Genomic DNA, 15621 nt, shown 5'->3' on the forward strand with positions numbered 1-15621 from the left:
CCCGTTGGGAGTGACGTATTTTGAGGAATAACGATGAAAAGAATCGCAATCACCTGTGCATTACTGTCGAGCTTTATGGTGAGCAGCGTCTGGGCTGACGCTGCCAGCGACCTGAAAAGCCGCCTGGATAAAGTCAGTAGCTTCCATGCCAGCTTTACTCAGAAGGTCACGGACGGTAGCGGCGCGGCGGTGCAGGAAGGTCAGGGTGACTTATGGGTTAAACGTCCTAATCTGTTTAACTGGCATATGACGCAACCTGATGAGAGCATCCTGGTTTCCGATGGTAAAACGCTGTGGTTCTTCAACCCGTTTGTTGAGCAGGCGACTGCGACCTGGCTGAAAGACGCTACGGGCAATACGCCATTTATGCTGATTGCGCGTAACCAGGCAAGTGACTGGCAGCAGTACAACATTAAGCAAAACGGCGATGATTTCGTGCTGACGCCAAAAACCAGCAGCGGCAACCTGAAGCAGTTTACTATCAATGTTGGGCGTGACGGGACTATCCACCAGTTTAGCGCCGTTGAACAAGACGATCAGCGCAGCAGCTATCAGCTGAAATCTCAGCAGAATGGTGCGATTGAACCCTCTAAATTCACCTTTACCCCGCCGCAAGGTGTAACGGTTGACGATCAACGTAAGTAGAGGCGTGTGAGTGAGCAATCTGTCGCTCGACTTTTCTGATAATACTTTTCAGCCACTGGCCGCGCGTATGCGGCCAGAAAATTTAGCGCAGTATATCGGCCAGCAGCATCTGCTGGCTGCGGGTAAACCCTTGCCGCGCGCTATCGAGGCCGGACATCTGCACTCCATGATTTTATGGGGGCCGCCGGGGACGGGGAAAACTACGCTTGCCGAAGTTATTGCCCGTTACGCTAACGCCGATGTCGAACGAATTTCGGCAGTGACCTCTGGTGTAAAAGAAATTCGTGAAGCGATTGAGCGTGCGCGTCAGAATCGTAACGCGGGCCGGCGTACGATCCTGTTTGTGGATGAAGTTCACCGTTTTAATAAAAGCCAACAGGATGCGTTTTTACCGCATATTGAAGACGGTACCATCACGTTTATTGGCGCAACCACTGAAAACCCCTCGTTTGAGCTGAACTCGGCGCTGCTGTCGCGTGCGCGCGTTTACTTACTGAAATCGTTAACCACCGACGATATTGAACAAGTGCTGGACCAGGCGATGTCAGACAAAGCGCGGGGTTACGGCGGCCAGGATATCGTACTGCCTCCAGAGACGCGTCGGGCGATTGCTGAACTGGTCAATGGTGACGCGCGTCGGGCGCTGAATACGCTGGAAATGATGGCCGATATGGCCGAAGTTGATGATTCTGGCAAGCGCGTATTGAAGGCCGAGTTGCTCACTGAAATTGCCGGTGAACGCAGCGCGCGTTTCGATAATAAAGGCGATCGTTTTTACGATCTCATCTCCGCATTACACAAGTCGGTACGCGGCAGCGCCCCGGATGCGGCGCTTTATTGGTATGCGCGAATCATCACCGCTGGCGGCGATCCGCTGTACGTTGCCCGTCGCTGTCTGGCGATTGCCTCTGAAGATGTCGGCAACGCCGACCCTCGCGCCATGCAGGTGGCGATTTCCGCGTGGGATTGCTTTACCCGTGTGGGACCCGCGGAAGGTGAACGAGCCATTGCTCAGGCGATTGTTTATCTGGCCTGCGCGCCGAAAAGTAATGCGGTTTACACCGCCTTCAAAGCTGCGCTGGCTGATGCCCGTGAACGTCCGGATTACGACGTGCCGGTTCACCTGCGCAACGCGCCAACGAAGCTGATGAAAGAGATGGGCTACGGTCAGGAGTATCGTTATGCCCATGATGAGCCTAATGCCTATGCCGCCGGAGAAGAGTACTTCCCGCAGGAAATGGCACAAACACGCTATTATCACCCCACAAACAGAGGTCTTGAAGGCAAGATTGGCGAAAAGCTCGCCTGGCTCGCCGGACAGGATCAAAATAGCCCTATAAAACGCTACCGTTAGTGTTATCGTTGCGGTAATGTTGTCTCTGTATCCCTGTGACCGCAGGCTGTGGTCACTTTCTCCTATTTTAATTCGATAAGCACAGGATAAGCATGCTCGATCCCAATCTGCTGCGTAATGAGCCAGACGCAGTCGCAGAAAAACTGGCAAGCCGGGGCTTTAAGCTGGATGTAGATAAGCTGCGCGCTCTTGAAGAGCGTCGTAAAGTTCTGCAGGTACAAACTGAAAACCTGCAGGCAGAGCGTAACTCTCGATCGAAATCCATCGGCCAGGCAAAAGCGCGCGGGGAAGATATCGAGTCTTTACGTCTGGAAGTGAACAAACTGGGCGAAGAGCTGGATGCCGCGAAAGCTGAACTTGATACCTTACAGGCCGAGATCCGCGACATTGCGCTGACCATTCCTAACCTGCCAGCGGACGAAGTTCCGGTGGGTAAAGATGAAAATGACAACGTCGAAGTCAGCCGTTGGGGTACGCCGCGTGAGTTTGATTTTGAAGTGCGCGATCACGTTACCCTGGGTGAAATGCACACGGGTCTTGATTTCGCTGCGGCAGTTAAGCTGACCGGCTCTCGTTTCGTCGTCATGAAAGGGCAGATCGCGCGTATGCACCGTGCGCTGTCTCAGTTCATGCTGGATCTGCACACCGAACAGCATGGCTACAGCGAAAACTACGTTCCGTATCTGGTTAACCATGACACGCTGTACGGTACAGGCCAACTGCCGAAATTCGCGGGCGATCTGTTCCACACGCGTCCGCTGGATGAAGAAGCGGACAGCAGCAACTATGCGCTGATCCCAACGGCGGAAGTGCCGCTGACCAACCTGGTACGTGACGAAATCATTGACGAAGATGCGTTGCCGATCAAAATGACCGCGCATACGCCGTGCTTCCGTTCTGAAGCCGGTTCTTACGGTCGTGACACTCGTGGTCTGATCCGTATGCACCAGTTCGATAAAGTTGAGATGGTGCAGATCGTTCGCCCGGAAGACTCGATGGATGCGCTGGAAGAGATGACCGGTCATGCCGAGAAGGTCCTGCAATTGTTGGGTCTGCCATACCGTAAGATCATCCTGTGCACAGGTGACATGGGCTTCGGCGCATGCAAAACTTACGATCTGGAAGTGTGGATCCCGGCGCAGAACACCTATCGCGAAATTTCTTCTTGCTCCAACGTGTGGGATTTCCAGGCTCGTCGCATGCAGGCGCGTTGCCGTAGCAAATCCGACAAAAAGACCCGTTTAGTGCATACGCTGAACGGTTCCGGTCTGGCGGTTGGGCGTACGCTGGTTGCGGTGATGGAAAACTATCAGCAGGCTGATGGCCGTATTCAGGTTCCTGAAGTGTTACGTCCGTACATGAATGGCCTGGAATTCATCGGCTAAGCTACCTTTCTCTGCTAAAAAAGCGCCTCAGGGCGCTTTTTTTATGCCCGTTTGACGTCGGACAATAACGACTACTCCCATAGGAGTAATACTGCCTTCGAATGAAAGTCAGTATTTATCTCTGTCTTTTAGCAAATTCAGTATTTAACAGCCTGTATATCGATATTAACGTTATATAAAAAACTATACAGCGAGTGTTTGTATTTTTTTATTGTGAGCAGCAGAGTGAGCCACTATGAAAACTAAAATCCCCGATGCCGTGCTGGCAGCTGAGGTTAGTCGCCGCGGTTTGGTGAAAACGACGGCAATAGGCGGACTGGCGGTGGCCAGTAGCGCGTTTACCCTGCCATTTACCCGTATTGCAAATGCCGCAGAAGCCCTTAATCCGTCACAGATTAATGAGAAGGTGATCTGGAGCGCATGTACGGTGAACTGCGGTAGCCGCTGCCCGCTGCGTATGCATGTGGTCGATGGTGAAATAAAGTATGTCGAAACCGACAACACCGGCGATGACAACTATGACGGTCTGCACCAGGTGCGCGCTTGTCTGCGTGGTCGCTCCATGCGTCGTCGCGTCTATAATCCCGATCGGCTGAAATACCCGATGAAACGCGTCGGCAAACGTGGAGAAGGCAAATTTGAGCGCATCAGTTGGGATGAAGCCTACGACATCATTGCCAGCAATATGCAGCGTCTTATTAAAGACTACGGCAACGAGTCTATCTACCTGAACTACGGCACCGGTACGCTGGGCGGCACCATGACGCGCTCGTGGCCGCCGGGTAAAACGCTGGTAGCACGGTTGATGAACTGCTGCGGCGGCTACCTTAACCACTACGGTGACTACTCTTCAGCGCAAATCGCTGCCGGGTTGAACTACACTTACGGCGGCTGGGCTGACGGTAACAGCCCGTCAGACATTGAAAACAGCAAGTTGGTGGTTCTGTTCGGGAATAACCCTGGTGAAACCCGTATGAGCGGGGGTGGGGTAACCTATTACCTTGAACAGGCGCGTCAAAAATCCAATGCCCGCATGATCATTATCGATCCCCGCTACACGGATACCGGCGCTGGTCGTGAGGATGAATGGATCCCGATCCGTCCAGGAACTGATGCGGCGCTGGTTAATGGTCTGGCGTATGTCTTGATCACCGAAAACATGGTTGACCAACCGTTCCTCGATAAGTACTGCGTAGGTTACGACGAGAAAACCTTACCGGCCGATGCGCCGAAGAACGGTCACTACAAGGCGTATATTCTAGGGCAGGGCAAGGACGGTATTGCCAAGACTCCGGAGTGGGCGGCGCAGATTACTGGTATTCCCGCTGATCGAATCGTCAAACTGGCGCGTGAAATCGGTAGCGCTAAACCAGCATACATCAGCCAGGGATGGGGACCGCAGCGTCACGCCAACGGTGAAATAGCGACCCGCGCCATTTCTATGCTGGCTATCCTGACCGGTAACGTAGGGATCAACGGCGGCAACAGCGGGGCGCGTGAGGGCTCATATAGTTTGCCGTTTGAACGTATGCCTACGCTGGAAAACCCTGTTGAAACCAGCATTTCGATGTTCATGTGGACGGACGCGATTGAGCGAGGCCCGGAGATGACGGCCCTGCGTGACGGCGTACGCGGTAAAGACAAGCTTGATGTTCCTGTTAAGATGATCTGGAACTATGCCGGTAACTGCCTGATTAACCAGCATTCTGATATCAACCGTACGCATGAAATCCTGCAGGATGAGAACAAATGCGAGATGATCGTCGTCATCGACTGCCATATGACTTCCTCGGCGAAATACGCGGACATTTTGCTGCCGGACTGCACCGCATCTGAGCAGATGGACTTCGCGCTGGATGCCTCCTGCGGCAACATGTCCTATGTGATTTTCACCGATCAGGCGATCAAGCCGCGATTCGAATGCAAGACTATTTACCAGATGACCAGCGAGCTGGCGAAGCGCCTTGGCGTCGAGCAGCAGTTTACAGAAGGTCGTACTCAGGAAGAGTGGATGCGCCATCTCTACGAGCAGTCGCGCAAAGCGATTCCTGAACTGCCAACGTTTGAAGAATTCCGTAAACAAGGGATCTTTAAACAGCGCGATCCGCAAGGGCATCACGTGGCGTATAAGGCATTCCGTGAAGATCCTAAAGCTAATCCGCTGACCACGCCGTCAGGTAAGATCGAAATTTATTCGCAGCAGCTTGCTGAGATCGCGGCAACCTGGGAGCTTCCTGAAGGTGATGTGATCGATCCCCTGCCGATTTACACCCCAGGCTTTGAGAGCTTAAACGATCCGCTGGTGGAGAAATTCCCTCTGCAGTTGACCGGCTTCCACTATAAGTCTCGCGTCCACTCGACCTATGGCAACGTAGATGTTCTGAAAGCATCCTGCCGCCAGGAAATGTGGATCAACCCGATGGATGCGCAGCGACGCGGCATTAACAACGGCGACAAGGTGCGCATCTATAACGACCGCGGTGAAGTGCATATCGAGGCGAAGGTCACACCACGTATGATGCCCGGCGTGGTGGCATTAGGAGAAGGCGCCTGGTATGACCCGGATGCAAAACGCGTGGATCAGGGCGGGTGCATTAACGTTCTGACGACCCAGCGTCCGTCTCCTCTCGCGAAGGGGAACCCGTCACACACGAACCTTGTTCAGGTTGAAAAGGTGTAAGGAGTAGCCGATGACAACCCAGTATGGATTTTTTATTGATTCCAGTCGTTGCACCGGTTGCAAAACCTGCGAACTGGCCTGCAAAGATTTCAAAAATTTAACCCCTGAAGTCAGCTTCCGCCGCATTTATGAATACGCAGGCGGTGACTGGCAGGAGGACAACGGCGTCTGGCATCAGAACGTCTTTGCCTATTACCTCTCCATTGCCTGTAACCACTGTGAAGATCCGGCCTGTACCAAGGTATGTCCGAGCGGTGCGATGCACAAACGTGAAGATGGCTTTGTCGTAGTCGATGAAGATGTGTGCATTGGCTGTCGGTATTGCCACATGGCCTGTCCTTACGGCGCACCGCAGTACAACGCTGAAAAAGGGCACATGACTAAATGTGACGGCTGCCATGAGCGCGTCGCTGAAGGCAAAAAACCTATCTGCGTGGAGTCCTGCCCACTGCGTGCGCTGGATTTTGGTCCGATTGAAGAGTTGCGCAAAAAACACGGTACTTTGGCAGCGGTCGCACCACTGCCGGGTGCGCACTTTACCAAACCGAGTATTGTCATCAAACCTAACGCCAATAGCCGCCCGACCGGGGATACAACAGGTTATCTGGCTAATCCGAAGGAGGTGTAAGATGGGAAGTGGATGGCATGAATGGCCGCTGATGATCTTCACGGTCTTCGGACAGTGTGTGGTTGGCGGCTTTATCGTTCTGGCGCTGGCGTTGATGAAAGGCGACTTACGTCCAGAATCGCAGCAGCGCGTGATTGCCTGCATGTTCGGGCTGTGGGTATTAATGGGCATTGGCTTTATTGCTTCCATGCTCCATCTGGGCTCGCCGATGCGCGCTTTTAACTCACTCAATCGCGTAGGATCTTCTGCATTAAGTAATGAGATTGCCAGTGGCTCAATTTTCTTTGCTGTTGGCGGTATCGGCTGGTTGCTGGCTACGTTGAAAAAAATGTCGCCCGCATTACGTAATCTGTGGTTAGTTGTCACCATGGTGCTGGGCGTGGTTTTTGTCTGGATGATGGTACGCGTGTATAACACCATCGATACCGTGCCGACCTGGTACAGCGTCTGGACGCCGCTGGGCTTCTTCCTGACGATGTTTATGGGCGGGCCGCTGCTGGGATATCTGTTACTCAGAATTGCTGGCGTGGATGGTTGGGCAATGCGCCTGCTGCCGGCTATCTCAGTGCTTGCTCTGGTCGTGAGCGCCATCATGTCTGTCATGCAGGGGGCTGAACTGGCGACGATCCACAGTTCGATTCAACAGGCTTCTGCGCTGGTTCCGGATTACGGATCGCTGATGGCGTGGCGGATTGTGGCGCTGGCATTAGCGCTGTGCTGCTGGATTGTGCCGCAGGTGAAGGGCTACCAGCCTGCCGTTCCGCTGCTTTCTGTGGCGTTTATTTTGCTTCTGGTCGGTGAGCTGATTGGTCGTGGCGTGTTTTACGGTTTGCATATGACCGTTGGTATGGCGGTGGCGGGTTAATTTATAGTATCTCGGATTAACTCAAGTCTTATCAGGCCTGCACGATCTGTAGGCCTGATAAGTGAAGCGCCATTAACAATACATCAGGCCAGGGGGTTCGCCCTGGTTTTACTTCTGCTTGGTCAACGTGTCGTAGCTGGTCATCAGATTGCGATAATCCGGAATGTGATTCGAGAACAACGTCGCCAGACCTTCGACATCGTTACGCCAGTCGCGGTGCAGCTCACATGCGACGCCGAACCATGTCATCAATTGAGCACCGGCCTGCGACATCCGATCCCATGCTGAATGGCGGGTAATTTCATTAAATGTGCCTGAAGCATCGGTGACAACAAAGACGTCAAAACCTTCTTCAATCGCCGAGAGCGCAGGGAAGGCAACGCAAACTTCCGTCACGACACCGGCGATAATCAGCTGCTTTTTGCCGGTCGCTTTTACTGCTTTCACGAAATCTTCGTTATCCCACGCGTTAATGTTTCCGGGGCGAGCAATATAAGGCGCATCGGGAAATTGAGCTTTTAGTTCCGGCACCAGCGGCCCATTTGGTCCAGTCTCAAAACTGGTTGTCAGAATCGTCGGGAGTTTGAAGTATTTTGCTAAGTCACCGAGCGCAAGCACGTTGTTTTTAAATTTATCGGGATCGATATCCCGAACCAGAGAGAGCAGGCCAGCCTGATGGTCGACCAGCAGTACTGCCGCATTATCTTTATCAAGTCTTACGTAAGGTTTAGTCATGGTATTTCTCCTGTTCTGCATCGGTGGGGGAAATTTGATGAGTTTAAGTCTACGAAAAGAACGATATTTGGATTAGATAGATAAATAAGAACTCACTGTTCTATTTTGAAGACAATGCAGCTCTGTATCCCGCATAGAGTTTAGTAAGAAATAAAAGTAAGGGGAGTCCATGAAATTTTTCGACTGAACGCAACGCGAGATTTTTGTTTTAGATCAATAAAAACAAGCAGATGTGTTTTTGTGCTTTTTATCTATTCACATTAAGAATCAGTAATGCAAATCGATCGTCCAGAAAGCGCCTCAGCCCTCTGATTACGCCGATTGACAATGTTTTTGGCAGTGGCATGATGCGCATGAAATTTGAACTTCCTCACGGTTTTTATTCATGTCCACCTATACCCGTCCCGTCATGCTATTGCTATGCGGGCTGCTTCTGTTGACCCTGGCGATCGCCGTGTTAAACACGCTCGTCCCGCTTTGGCTCGCCCATGAAAATCTGCCCACATGGCAGGTAGGCGTGGTGAGCTCGTCCTATTTTACCGGTAATCTGGTAGGGACGTTGCTGACCGGGTATTTAATAAAACACCTTGGTTTTAATCGCAGCTATTACATCGCCTCGCTTATTTTTGCCGTAGGTTGTGTCGGGCTGGGGATTGTGGTGGGATTCTGGAGCTGGATGACATGGCGCTTTATTGCCGGTGTTGGCTGCGCCATGATTTGGGTGGTAGTGGAAAGTGCGCTGATGTGCAGTGGGACTTCGCGTAATCGCGGACGTTTGCTTGCCGCTTATATGATGATCTATTACGTGGGGACGTTTTTAGGCCAGTTGCTGGTTAGTAAAGTATCAACTGAATTGATGAACGTTCTGCCGTGGGTGACGGGTACAATCCTGGCTGGCGTTTTACCACTGCTCTTTACGCGCATTGCCAATCAGCAGGGTGATGAACAGCAGTCTACGCCTATTGTCTCCATGCTGAAGCTGCGACAGGCGCGTCTGGGCGTTAACGGCTGTATTATTTCCGGGATTGTATTGGGGTCCTTGTATGGCCTGATGCCGCTGTATCTCAACCATCAGGGGGTGAGCAACGCCAGCATTGGTTTCTGGATGGCGGTTCTGGTTAGCGCCGGTATCCTGGGGCAATGGCCGATTGGCCGTCTGGCGGATAAGCTGGGACGCCTGCTGGTTTTACGCGTTCAGGTTTTCGTGGTAATCGTCGGGAGTATTGCCATGCTGAATCAGGCGGCGATGGCGCCCGCGTTGTTTATGTTGGGGGCGGCAGGTTTTACTCTCTACCCGGTAGCGATGGCCTGGGCCTGTGAAAAGGTGGAACACCATCAACTGGTCGCCATGAATCAGGCATTGTTATTAAGCTATACCGTGGGCAGCCTGCTTGGTCCTTCATTTACCGCGATGCTGATGCAGAATTATTCAGATAGCTTGCTGTTTATCATGATCGCCAGCGTATCGTTTATTTATTTACTGATGCTGTTGCGTAAGACGGGCCATACGCCCAATTCTATTGCGCATATTTGACCTGATTTAACAGAATACGAACAGGTTCCCATACATACTGTTTATGTATGCTTTATGGGAACCTGCATTATTTAATCACACGCTTTTGCCCTGAAAATAAAGTGTGCAGAAGATTATAGTTTTACACCCTGCCGTTTCCGCTCGCTCATTTTACCGCGCATAATCCCACGCCTGATTTTATCGTGACGCCGTTTGTGCTGGTAGGATTGGGGCTGATTTTCCCGCTTCTGGCGCGCAGGAAACAGTAATGCGTTAACTCACTTCAAGAATAGAGAGAAACTGCGCCAGGCTGGTGGTATGGGATAACTGGTGTAAGCGCTCCGCTTCATCCAGCCAGCACACCAACTGTTGGATCATTTCGATATGTTGAGTGCTGTTGGCTGCGGCAAGAACAATGATTAACCGCACATCCGGGTGTCCGGGAAACAGGACTGCTTCTTTCAGGCTCAATAGCGACAGATGTGTTTTACTGCCAATCACGCCTTCATCCGGTCGAGCATGAGGCAGGGCAAATTCTGGACTTAATATATACCATGGGCCATGTTTTTCTGTTTCATGGATGATTGCCTGAGTATAACTATGTGTAATTACGCCTTGCACTTCGAGAGGGTGACAGGCCAACTGCACGGCTTCCTGCCAGGTGCCGCATTGTTCGCGAAACTGCCAGGCTGAAAATAGCGTAGATAGCATCGTTTTATCCCCATTGTAGTTGGCAGACCGTGTAACGGTCTGCCAACCAGATTATTTGAGTGCTTCACAGATTGCAGAGGCTGAAATTCCGTATTTCTCTTTCAACTGCCGGCTGTTGCCCGATTCGGTGAATGTGTCCTGAGTACCAAGGCGACACAATCGTGAGTTGATTCCTTCTTCAGCCAGCACTTCAGCAATCTGGCCACCCAGTCCGCCGTTAATCGTATGATTTTCAATCGTGACGATACGTGGGCAATTGGCAATGAGGTGCAGGAAACGCTGACGATTGAACGGTTTTAGCGTTGCCACATGAATCAGTTTGCCCCTTTTCCCCTGCGCACTGAGCTGGGCGTAACCCGTACTCGCTTGTTCAAGAACTGTTCCTTCATAAACAATGGCGAAGTCGTTGCCTGAACTCTCCACGGCCTCGATATCGGATACTCGGGGGACAACTGATTTATCGCGTACGGGCATCGGTTCCCGGGCAACACGAATGTAGACAGGGCCGGGGATGTTTACTGCCTGCTCAAATGCAGCCTCAACTTCTTCGGCATCTGCCGGAGTCAGAATCGTGATTCCTGGCAATACACGAGTCAGGGCTAGATCTTCCAGCGCATGGTGCGAAGCGCCATCCGGGCCGTCATCCATACCTGGATGGCTACCGACCAGCTTAATGTTGGCCTTTGCGTAACAAGCCTGACGAAGCTGTGTCCATGCTGTACCAGTCACGAACATCGCGAAGTTAACGTAAAAAGGAATGTTACCTTCCAATGCCTGACCTGTGGCGAAACTCATCGCGGAGCCTTCGGCAATTCCCATTTCAAAGAATGCTTCAGGCCAGATCTTCTGAAACTGATCGGTGCGGGTGGAGCTCGCCAAATCGCTGTCGATAACGACAACTGGATAGCCTTTCTCCCTCAAAGCGAGCAGGGCATTACCAATCTCATCGCGTGGTGCTCTCATGACTGTAATTCCTCCATAGCTTGCTGGTATTGTTCCGCACTGGGTGTTTTAGAATGCCAGTCGCCGTTATTTTCCATATAGCTCACGCCGCTGCCTTTGGTGGTGCGGGCGATAATAGCTACCGGCTTGCCTTTCAGATAACGAGATAGCTGCAAAGTGTCGGCAACCTGGCACATGTTGTTACCATCCTGTAGCTCAAGTACGTGCCAGCCAAAATTACGGATTTTGTCGGCCAGTGGCTCGAGATTGATGACGTCATTGACCGGATCGTGTGAGGAAAAACCGTTGTAGTCGATGATGGCGACCAGATTGTCCATCCGCATATGAGCGGCCTGTTGCAGTGACTCCCATATTTGGCCTTCGTGCATCTCCCCATCGCCGATGATTGCGAAAACGCGGTTGGGATCCCCCGCGCGATTTTTGGCAGCAGCCATCCCCAGCGCAATTGACAGACCCTGGCCAAGCAGTCCAGTCGTTGCATCCACATCGGGAAGTGATTTCACGCTCGGATGTCCCTGCAGACGCGAGTTAATCTGACGAAAGGTGCTAAATTCGCTGCGGGATATTTTCCCCAATTGATACAGCATGGCGTACTGTGCCGCGACGGCGTGGCCTTTACTCATCACCACCCGGGCACGAGGTGTTTCATTCAGACGAACTTCTTCATGATAAATCCAGGTCAGAATATCAATAATGGAGAGTGCGCCGCCGGGATGACCAATACCGGATTCGTAAATAATGGTGACAATATCGCGGCGGGCAGATCGCGCATGAGATTTCAATTCATCAATATTCATGTTTACTCCTTATCAGGGCAGCATTTTGCCGATGTAATACACCACCAGACCAAGCGCGACGAAATCGGTTTCCGGGAAGCTGGTACCGGAAAGTCCTACCGATTCCATAATTGGGTAGATAAGTGCGGGACCAATGCCGATGAGAATGCCTGTAATAAAGCTTCCCACCACTGCGCCTTTCCAGCCTCCTGAAGCGTTGCCAAAGACGGCAGCCGTTGCCCCAATGAAGAAATAGGGGATCGCGACGGGGATGATTACCGTCTGACCAATCAGCGCAAGTATTCCCATCACCACCAGTCCGCCGACGAACGAAGAGATAAAACCAAGTACGGTAGCGGTTGGCGCGTAAGGGAATACAACCGGGCAGTCGAGCGCCGGTTTGGCATTAGGAATGAATTTTTCCGAGATCCCGAGAAATGCCGGAACGATCTCTGAAAGCAGTAAACGAACACCGGTAATAATGATGTAAAGCGAGGCGGTAAAGGTCAGTGACTGAAAAAGCGGGTAGACCAACCAGTGCATGCCACCTGCTACCGCGGTAACCGCTGTTTTCCCTGCTGCCAGTGCGGCGATGTAATAGAAAATACTGACCGAAATAGAGACTGAGACAATGTAATCTTTAAAAATCCCCAGCCATCCGGGGAGATTCAGTTTCTCCGTCGACTCTTTGGGATCGCCGACCTTCGAGCCAATCCAGCCTGAGGCCGCGTAAGCCAGTGTGACATAATGACCCATGGCGATTTCATCATTGCCGGTGATCTTACGCATCCACGGTTGGGCAATGGCCGGGTAGATGCAGGCAGCAAGGCCTAACAATACAGAACCAACCATAATCGTAACGCCATCGCTGTAACCGAGCGCTTTCAGCGTGACGGTGAGCAATGCCGAGAGATACAGATTATGTTGGCCGGTCAAAAAAATGTATTTAAACGGTGTAATACGGGCAAAAAGTAAGTTCCAGCCAAAGCCGATAACCATGATGAGTGATACGCACATGGCAAATTTGGTTTGGGCCAGGCCGGTTAGCGCCTCCGCCAACGGCATCACTCCTTTGAGTCCAAATCCATCGCTAAACAATGTCTGGAAATTACCCAGAGATGTCACTGCCAGCCCCGCGCCACCCGCAAAGACCAGAAATCCAACGATGGTTTTGAAGGTGCCGGATAATACTTTTTCAATCGGCTTGCGTTGAATGAGCAGACCGATTAATGCAATAAATCCAACTAAAAGTGGGGTTACACCCAAAATGTCGAATACAATAAACCTGAGGAGATCCATATTGCCTCCGGGAGAGGTTAGTTGCCCTGAATTACGCTGGTGAGCGCAGTTTCCATTTCTTCGCTATTCATCAAGTCGGTTATACCGATGGCTCTGAATCCAGCAGCTTCGATTTCATCGGTGAGGTCGCGCATGGTGATAACAAAATCAATCCCTTGCCAGGTGGCAAGACCGGACAATACGTCATGTTCGAGTTCAATATCCCAGCCATGCTTGTCGATGATTTTTTGCGCTTTGATTTTGAGCATTAAGGAACTGCCCATACCGGTACGACAGACAATGAGACCTTTCATTTATTTTTCTCCTGTTTTGTAAAAATAATTATTTTCATTGCTCTTGTTGTGAAAAAAATTATTATCTTAACGTGGGCAGAAAGATGTGACTGTGTTTGCATTTTGAGCAAAAAGGCGAAAAATGAGTCAGATTGACACTAACTTACTGATAAACATCAGAAATGAGGCTGGAGGGTTAAGCCCAATTCTGGAAAAAGTGGGCCGTTTTGTGACGGAGAACCCTGATTTTGTGATGAGACATACGATCACAGAGTTAGCGGATTCTATTGAAACCAGTGAAGGGAGTATTACCCGTTTTTGCCGCGCATTTGGTTTTAAAGGTTTTTCTGATTTCAGAACTGCGCTTGCGCTGGAGCAGGGAGCTGCGCGTCCTGAAGAGCAGGAAAATGATGAGGTCTCTGCCGTAGTGGCGAGCATTCGTGACAGCCATGCCATCATTAATACGCAAGAATTACAGGCTGCTGCGGCGTGGATCAACCAGGTTAATTCTGTCGCGATATACGCTGTTGGTACGGCGGTGCCCGTCGCGCTGTTCTTACAAATGAACCTGATTAAAATGGGTAAGGCGGCAAGTTTTGTCGATCGTTTTTACCTCACAACCTCATCCATGATGGTTGAACCGCAGAGCCAGGGAATCATTGTGGTGCACACTGAGCAGGCATCGGCTGATATGATGCAAGCGCTGGCGTTGGCGAAGCAGCATGGCGCGCGGATCCTTTCGCTGACCCGCGGCACCTTTGCGCCGCTTAGCCGTCTTTCGGACTGGAATCTACAGGCCGCCGTAGCCCTGAAGGGTGAGGGGGAGTATGGTTTCGCAGAAATCGCCGGTGCAATGATGGTGGCGGACAAATTACTCAATGCGCTGGAGGAGCAAGATGAGCGCTATGCGGAGTGCCGTAAAGCGCATCAGAAGAGCATTTTCTCAATTGAAAGCGTGGCGAATAAGCTCTCGGAATATTTTATGTCCTGAACCGTTTACTCAAGTGGCGCCAGATTTTTGGGGACGACATACTGTTTTCCATTATAAAGCAGGGTCCAGCTCGCCTTGCTGGACTTATCTTTTGAGGTACACTCAGCATCAGCCTGAAGATTGGCGTTGGATGCTACACTTTTCTCTCTTACACGAATATCAACGTATCCATTATGCGAGTCAGGCGTAAGTGAGAGGGTACGAGTAATATCGTTGAATGTTCCTTCACAGTTCCCGTCCCATTCCCCGGTACTGTTTTCAAGGACGATACCGTTTAATATCGTTCGTAGTTGGTCATTTTCAATAACAAACAGCGATAGCACATCTTCACTAAATGGATTTACACGGGAACTGCCGGTGCGGGCTATCCGCAAGCCAAATGCGGTTTGGTTAGTGGCGACTTTCCAGCGAGCGGTATCCAGTATCAGACCGGAAATTCGAATAGCGTCGTCATTCATCCTTTCGGGCAGGCGTAATCGTTGTTTAACGTCGAGGCTCGCGGAGTCTAGTACCAAAAGTTCCAGATCGCCAGTATGATCGTAATCGTTATCCTGTTGTGCCATCAGCGGAATCGCCGCCAATGTCAGTTCCGGGTGAGCGGGCCAGACGCGGCAAATTACGCTTTGCGCTGAGTTGCCCGTGATATCGATAACCTGATTGCTTTTGGTGAGCATCTTACCTTCCGCTGCTGGTTTTGCCTCCGGCCACGCATGCTGCACAATGGCGTTGATATCACAGGTGCCGGCGGCATTCGTACTCTGAGCGAACAGCAAAAAAAATGCTGAAACAAGTACTCTCATCGTG

General features: G+C 51.4%; 15 protein-coding genes. 8 read left to right on the plus strand and 7 right to left on the minus strand.

What is annotated here, in order from left to right; genetic code table 11:
* Nucleotides 1–33: 33 nt before the first annotated feature.
* The 6 genes from lolA (at nt 34) to LA337_07635 (ending at nt 7557) form a co-directional block, all read left to right on the plus strand.
* Nucleotides 34–645, plus strand: coding sequence for an outer membrane lipoprotein chaperone LolA (lolA, locus tag LA337_07610; protein ID UBI17551.1), 612 nt, complete (start codon nt 34–36; stop codon nt 643–645).
* A gap of 10 nt (nt 646–655) precedes the next feature.
* Nucleotides 656–1999 carry a replication-associated recombination protein RarA gene (rarA, locus tag LA337_07615; protein UBI17552.1) on the plus strand — a complete coding sequence of 448 codons (1344 nt, stop codon included), beginning with the start codon at nt 656–658 and terminating at the stop codon, nt 1997–1999.
* A gap of 92 nt (nt 2000–2091) precedes the next feature.
* Complete coding sequence (gene serS, locus LA337_07620; protein UBI17553.1) at nt 2092–3384, plus strand: serine--tRNA ligase; 1293 nt, start codon at nt 2092–2094, stop codon at nt 3382–3384.
* 235 nt (nt 3385–3619) lie between these two features.
* Nucleotides 3620–6064: a dimethylsulfoxide reductase subunit A gene (gene dmsA / locus LA337_07625; protein ID UBI17554.1), complete on the plus strand. Its 2445-nt coding sequence runs from the start codon at nt 3620–3622 to the stop codon at nt 6062–6064.
* A gap of 10 nt (nt 6065–6074) precedes the next feature.
* The gene (gene dmsB, locus LA337_07630) at nt 6075–6692 is read left to right on the plus strand and encodes a dimethylsulfoxide reductase subunit B (protein ID UBI17555.1); all 618 of its coding nucleotides are present in this window, start codon (nt 6075–6077) and stop codon (nt 6690–6692) included.
* Nucleotide 6693: 1 nt separating this feature from the next.
* Entirely contained in the window at nt 6694–7557 is an 864-nt protein-coding gene (locus tag LA337_07635; protein UBI17556.1) for a dimethyl sulfoxide reductase anchor subunit, read from the plus strand.
* 108 nt (nt 7558–7665) lie between these two features.
* Here LA337_07635 and LA337_07640 read toward each other — a convergent pair whose 3' ends face one another.
* A complete protein-coding gene (locus LA337_07640; GenBank protein UBI17557.1) occupies nt 7666–8292 on the minus strand; it encodes a hydrolase in 627 nt (208 codons plus the stop codon).
* Between the two features lie 385 nt (nt 8293–8677).
* Here LA337_07640 and LA337_07645 point away from each other — a divergent pair, with 385 nt between their 5' ends.
* Nucleotides 8678–9826, plus strand: a complete 1149-nt coding sequence (locus LA337_07645) for an MFS transporter (protein UBI17558.1) — start codon at nt 8678–8680, stop codon at nt 9824–9826.
* 252 nt (nt 9827–10078) lie between these two features.
* Here LA337_07645 and LA337_07650 read toward each other — a convergent pair whose 3' ends face one another.
* From LA337_07650 to LA337_07670, 5 genes are read right to left on the minus strand one after another with little or no spacing between them, the layout of a single operon-like run.
* A complete protein-coding gene (locus tag LA337_07650) occupies nt 10079–10516 on the minus strand; it encodes a PTS sugar transporter subunit IIA (GenBank protein UBI17559.1) in 438 nt (145 codons plus the stop codon).
* Between the two features lie 51 nt (nt 10517–10567).
* Nucleotides 10568–11479, minus strand: coding sequence for a transketolase (locus LA337_07655; protein UBI17560.1), 912 nt, complete (start codon nt 11477–11479; stop codon nt 10568–10570).
* Complete coding sequence (locus LA337_07660; protein ID UBI17561.1) at nt 11476–12276, minus strand: transketolase; 801 nt, start codon at nt 12274–12276, stop codon at nt 11476–11478. The genes LA337_07655 and LA337_07660 overlap by 4 nt, the downstream gene beginning before the upstream one ends.
* A gap of 12 nt (nt 12277–12288) precedes the next feature.
* Complete coding sequence (locus LA337_07665; GenBank protein ID UBI17562.1) at nt 12289–13554, minus strand: PTS transporter subunit IIC; 1266 nt, start codon at nt 13552–13554, stop codon at nt 12289–12291.
* A 17-nt stretch (nt 13555–13571) separates the two neighbouring features.
* Nucleotides 13572–13847, minus strand: coding sequence for a PTS sugar transporter subunit IIB (locus tag LA337_07670; GenBank protein ID UBI17563.1), 276 nt, complete (start codon nt 13845–13847; stop codon nt 13572–13574).
* 121 nt (nt 13848–13968) lie between these two features.
* Between LA337_07670 and LA337_07675 the strand changes: the two genes are divergently transcribed.
* Complete coding sequence (locus LA337_07675) at nt 13969–14817, plus strand: MurR/RpiR family transcriptional regulator (protein ID UBI17564.1); 849 nt, start codon at nt 13969–13971, stop codon at nt 14815–14817.
* A 5-nt stretch (nt 14818–14822) separates the two neighbouring features.
* Here LA337_07675 and LA337_07680 read toward each other — a convergent pair whose 3' ends face one another.
* Nucleotides 14823–15617, minus strand: coding sequence for a hypothetical protein (locus LA337_07680; GenBank protein UBI17565.1), 795 nt, complete (start codon nt 15615–15617; stop codon nt 14823–14825).
* Nucleotides 15618–15621: the final 4 nt, after the last annotated feature.

The sequence above is a fragment of the Citrobacter europaeus genome (assembly GCA_020099315.1).
GTDB classification, from domain to species: Bacteria; Pseudomonadota; Gammaproteobacteria; order Enterobacterales; family Enterobacteriaceae; genus Citrobacter; species Citrobacter europaeus.